We start from the raw sequence: 4,383 nt of genomic DNA on the forward strand, positions 1-4,383 counted from the left end.
CCTGTGGCGAGGGAGCTTGCTCCCGTTGGGGCGCGAAGCGGCCCCAAAAATGGGACTGCTACGCAGTCCAGCGGGAGCAAGCTCCCTCGCCACAGGGACCGGTTCTGTCTTAACTGACTGGCATTAGGGCAAGCCCGCTCCCACATTAGTTATTCAGTGCTTTCAAGGGGATTTGTGTGTCCATGAGAATTTCCAAGCTGTTGCTGTTGATGGCCGTGTCCGGCCAGGTGTTCGCCGCCGACCTGGCGCTTACGCCTTGGGCGCCGGGCCTGAATGCCCAGGCCGTGGCTTTCCTGCCTGATCGCACCGAGCGCCTGGCCGCCAGTACCCGCGACGGTCTGCTGCTGCTTGACGAAAAAGGCGTCGAGCTGGCCCGATTCAAGGGCAGTTTCAGCAGCCTCGACACCCGCGCCGCCGGCACTCAATCGCTGGTCGCCAGCCTCGACAACGAGCGCCAGCAGGCGATGTTGATCGGGCTTGATGCCGCCGGCCGAACCTGGGGTACGCCGCTGTATCTGCCAACCCGCGACTTTGCGGTGAGCGGCCTGTGCCTGTACCGCGATTCGGCGGCCAACCTGTTCGTATTTCTGGTGGGCGAAGAAGGCAAGGGCGAGCAATGGCTGGTGGGCAATGGGTCGACGCCGCTGGCCCGGGCGCAGCGCGTACGCGGCCTGCCGCTGCCGCCTTCGGCGCAGTTCTGCCAGGTGGATGATGCGGCCGAGCGCTTGGTGGTGAACGAGGAAAACGTCGGCTGGTGGGCCTACCCGGCGCACCCGGAAGCCGAGGTGAAGCGCACGCCTGTGGCGTTGTTCGATAACCCCAAACGCGAAGCCGGCGCCATGGCGCTGGTGCCGGGTGGGGTGCTGGCGCTGGACCCGGAAGCCGCGCAATTGCATTTGTTCCAGCAAGCCGGCGAGCGTTGGGCCGAGCACGCAAGCCTGACCTTGCCGGGCCTCATAGAGCCCGAGCAACTGGCGATCAACGGCCGGCAGGTGTTGGTGCGCGATGACGACAGCGGCCAGCTGTATCAGGGCCAGCTCGATTGGCAGGCCATGCCGGTGCCGGTTGCGCCGGTGTTGCCGCAGGTCACCGCATTGCGCCAGACCGACCCGGTGGCGCGCCAGGGCGATGCGGCGGATGACCCGGCCATCTGGATTCACCCCCATACCCCCGCGAAAAGCCGTGTGCTGGGCACCAATAAAAAACAGGGCCTGCTGGCCTATGACCTCGACGGCAAGCTGTTGCAGGAACTGGCGGTGGGGCGCCTGAACAACGTCGACGTGCGCCCTAATTTCAAGCTGGGCGCGCAGACCGTCGACCTCGCCGTCGCCAGCAATCGCGATCACAACAGCCTGAGCCTGTTCAGCATCGACCGCCGGACTGGCGAATTGCACGAAGCCGGCGAAGTGCCGACGCCGCTCAAGGAGATTTACGGCATCTGCCTGTTCCAGCCCGCAAGCGGGGAGATTTATGCGATCGCCAACGACAAGGACGGCACCTTCCTGCAATACCGCCTCAGCGCGCCGGCCGGGCGTGTGCAGGGCGAGTTGGTGCGCCAGTTCAAGGTCGAGAGCCAGCCGGAAGGTTGCGTGGCCGACGATCAACGCCAGCGCTTGTTTCTCGGCGAGGAAGACGTCGGCGTGTGGGCGGTGGACGCCCGCGCCGACCAACCGGCCACGCTGACCAGCGTGATCAAGGTCGGCGCGCAATTGCATGCCGATGTCGAGGGCCTGGCGTTGTACCAGAGCCAGGCACGGGATTACCTGGTGATCTCAAGCCAGGGCAATGACAGCTACCTGGTGCTGGACGCCGAACCGCCGTTCGCCGTGCACGGTGCCTTTCGCGTCGGCTTGAACGCCGCCGCCGGCATCGATGGCGCCTCGGAAACCGATGGCCTGGAGGCCACCGCCGTCAACCTGGGTGGGCCGTGGGGCCAAGGCATGCTGGTGGTGCAGGACGGGCGCAAGCGCATGCCCGAGCAAGCCCAGAACTTCAAGTTCGTGCCCTGGGCCGAGGTGACCCGCGCGCTGAAATTGCCTTGAGCTGTCATCAAGCAGTCATCCGTTTTTAATCGAATAGGAGCTTCACCATGCACGCGACGATGGAACACATGACGATCTGGGGCTTGATCAGCGACGCCAGCCTGTTGGTCAAGGCGGTGATGGTTACCTTGCTGCTGGCGTCTCTGCTCAGTTGGTACCTGATCATCCGGCGTGGCGGTGTGCTGCGGCGCCTGGAGCGGCAGTTGCACGACTTCATGGCGCGCTTTCGTGCCGCGTCGGACTTGCAGCCCCTGTACCGCGAGGCCGTGCAGGCGGGCGAGGGCGGCGTGACGCCGATCTTTATCGCCGGTATGCAGGAATACCAGCACCTGCACACGCATGACCCTGCCGTGCTTGAAGGCGTGGAACGTGCATTGCAGGTGGCGATCACCGAGCAGGAACTGGAGCTGGAAAAGGGCCTGCAGTTTCTTGCGACGGTGGGTTCGGTCAGCCCCTATATCGGCCTGTTCGGCACCGTGTGGGGGATCATGAATTCGTTCCTGGGCCTGTCCCAGGTGCAACAAGCCACATTGTCCACGGTGGCGCCGGGTATCGCCGAAGCCTTGATTGCCACCGCCATTGGCCTGTTTGCGGCGATCCCGGCCGTGATCGCCTATAACCGCTTTGCCGCACGCAGCCAGACCCTGCTCACCCGTTACTACGCCTTCGGCAACGAACTGCAAGTGCGCCTGCACCGTGCCCTGCGCAGTACCTCGATCAACCTGGCCGTGGCCGCCTGAAAAGGAGCAAACCGATGTTGATCAGGCCGCAACGCAAACACGGGCCCAAGGCCGAGATGAACGTGGTGCCCTACATCGACGTGATGCTGGTGCTGCTGGTGATCTTCATGGTCACCGCACCCATGCTCACCCAGGGCGTGAAGATCGAACTGCCCAAGGTGGCCGCCGAGGCGCTGGCCACCGACACTCGCCAGCAGATCCTCACGCTGTCGGTGAAAGCGGACGGCGGCTACTACTGGAACCTGGGCGGCGAACTCGACACCCGGCACCAGACCGACAGCGCCGTGAGCCTGGAAGAAATGGGCGCCAAGGTCATGCAGGCAGTGGCGGCGCGCAGCGACACCCAGGTGTATATCCGCGCTGACGACAACGCGGGGTACGGCCGCGTAGTGGCGGCCATGGCGGTGTTGCAGAAGGGCGGTGTGAGCAACCTGGGGCTGGTGACCGAGGCCCCCCAATGACGGCGATGATCATGCACGGCCCCACGCGGGCGCAGGCGCCGGGCAGTGACGGAATGTGGCGCAACAGCCTGGCGGCAAGCCTGGCCGTGGCGCTGCATGTGGGGGTTGTGGCGGCACTGATGCTGGGCTGGTCGCCGGAGAAACCGCAGGTCGAGGTGCCAAGGGTAATGCACACCCAACTGGTCATGATGCCGACGCCAGCAGCGGCGCCTGAACCTGTAACACCGGTGGCGCCCGCGTTGCCTGATCCGGTTGCCGTCCCTGTACCTGCCAAACCAACGATCGACCCGCAGGCCCAGGCGCAAAAACTCGAGAAAGCCGCCCTGGCGCGCAAGCGGGTTGAAGAAAGAAAAGTTGAACAGCAGCGCCTGGCCAGCGAGCAGCGCACTCGAGAGCTGGAGCAGCAGCGCCTGACCAGCGAGCAGCGCAATCGGGAGCTGGAGCAGCAGCGCTTGGCCAGCGAGCAGCGCAATCGGGAACTGGAGCAGCAGGGCCTGACCAGCGAGCAGCGCAATCGGGAGCTGGAGCAGCAGCGCCTGGCCAGCGAGCAGCGCAATCGGGAACTGGAGCAGCAGCGCTTGGCCAGCGAGCAGCGCACTCGGGAGCTGGAGCAGCAGCGCCTGAACCAGCAACGCGTGGCTGCTGAAAAAGCCCAGGCCGCCGTGCCCGCACCCACTCCGGCCTTCGACAGCCGCCAATACCAACCCCTGAGCAAGGCAGCCCCGGACTACCCGGAACGCGCGCTGGACAAAAATATCGAAGGCGACTGTTCGGTGGAGTACACCGTCAATACCCAGGGCCGCGTAGAAAACCCCAAGGTGCTGGACGGCTGTCACCCGTTATTTATGCGGCCTTCACTGGCGGCGGCGAATACCTTTCGTTATCAGCCAAGGGTCGTCGACGGCAAGCCCGTCGCCGTACCGGCGGTGCGCAATACCTTCCACTACCGCATAAAATGACATCTCCCGCCCGCGCGACCCACCCTGTGGGCGCGGGCTTGCCCTAATGCCAGTCAGTTAAGGAGGAGCGCTTTACCGTGGCGAGGGAGCTTGCTCCCGCTGGACTGCGCAGCAGTCCCATTTTCTGGGGTCGCTTCGCGGCCCAGCGGGAGCAAGCTCCCTCGCCACGGTAAAGCGCTCC

General features: G+C 64.9%; 4 protein-coding genes. All 4 read left to right on the forward strand.

Features of this window, described 5'->3' with window-relative positions:
• Window positions 1-182: 182 nt before the first annotated feature.
• From Q1V60_RS10120 to Q1V60_RS10135, 4 genes are read left to right on the forward strand one after another with little or no spacing between them, the layout of a single operon-like run.
• Window positions 183-2,042: a phytase gene (locus tag Q1V60_RS10120; RefSeq protein WP_300629894.1), complete on the forward strand. Its 1,860-nt coding sequence runs from the start codon at window positions 183-185 to the stop codon at window positions 2,040-2,042.
• Between the two features lie 47 nt (window positions 2,043-2,089).
• Complete coding sequence (tolQ, locus tag Q1V60_RS10125) at window positions 2,090-2,782, forward strand: protein TolQ (RefSeq protein WP_300629896.1); 693 nt, start codon at window positions 2,090-2,092, stop codon at window positions 2,780-2,782.
• A gap of 14 nt (window positions 2,783-2,796) precedes the next feature.
• Window positions 2,797-3,243: a protein TolR gene (tolR, locus tag Q1V60_RS10130; protein WP_300629898.1), complete on the forward strand. Its 447-nt coding sequence runs from the start codon at window positions 2,797-2,799 to the stop codon at window positions 3,241-3,243.
• On the forward strand, window positions 3,240-4,202 hold the full coding sequence (locus tag Q1V60_RS10135) for a TonB family protein (protein ID WP_300629900.1): 963 nt from the start codon (window positions 3,240-3,242) through the stop codon (window positions 4,200-4,202). The genes tolR and Q1V60_RS10135 overlap by 4 nt, the downstream gene beginning before the upstream one ends.
• The last annotated feature ends 181 nt before the right edge of the window (window positions 4,203-4,383 follow it).

It is taken from the genome of Pseudomonas sp. (assembly GCF_030147005.1).
GTDB lineage: Bacteria > Pseudomonadota > Gammaproteobacteria > Pseudomonadales > Pseudomonadaceae > Aquipseudomonas.

What these genes read in the sequence shown, in the direction of transcription:
- Q1V60_RS10120 (WP_300629894.1), top strand. Translation starts at nt 183, where the DNA reads ATGAGAATTTCCAAGCTGTTGCTGTTGATGGCCGTGTCCGGCCAGGTG.
- tolR (WP_300629898.1), top strand. Translation starts at nt 2,797, where the DNA reads ATGTTGATCAGGCCGCAACGCAAACACGGGCCCAAGGCCGAGATGAAC.
- Q1V60_RS10135 (WP_300629900.1), top strand. Translation starts at nt 3,240, where the DNA reads ATGACGGCGATGATCATGCACGGCCCCACGCGGGCGCAGGCGCCGGGC.
- tolQ (WP_300629896.1), top strand. Translation starts at nt 2,090, where the DNA reads ATGCACGCGACGATGGAACACATGACGATCTGGGGCTTGATCAGCGAC.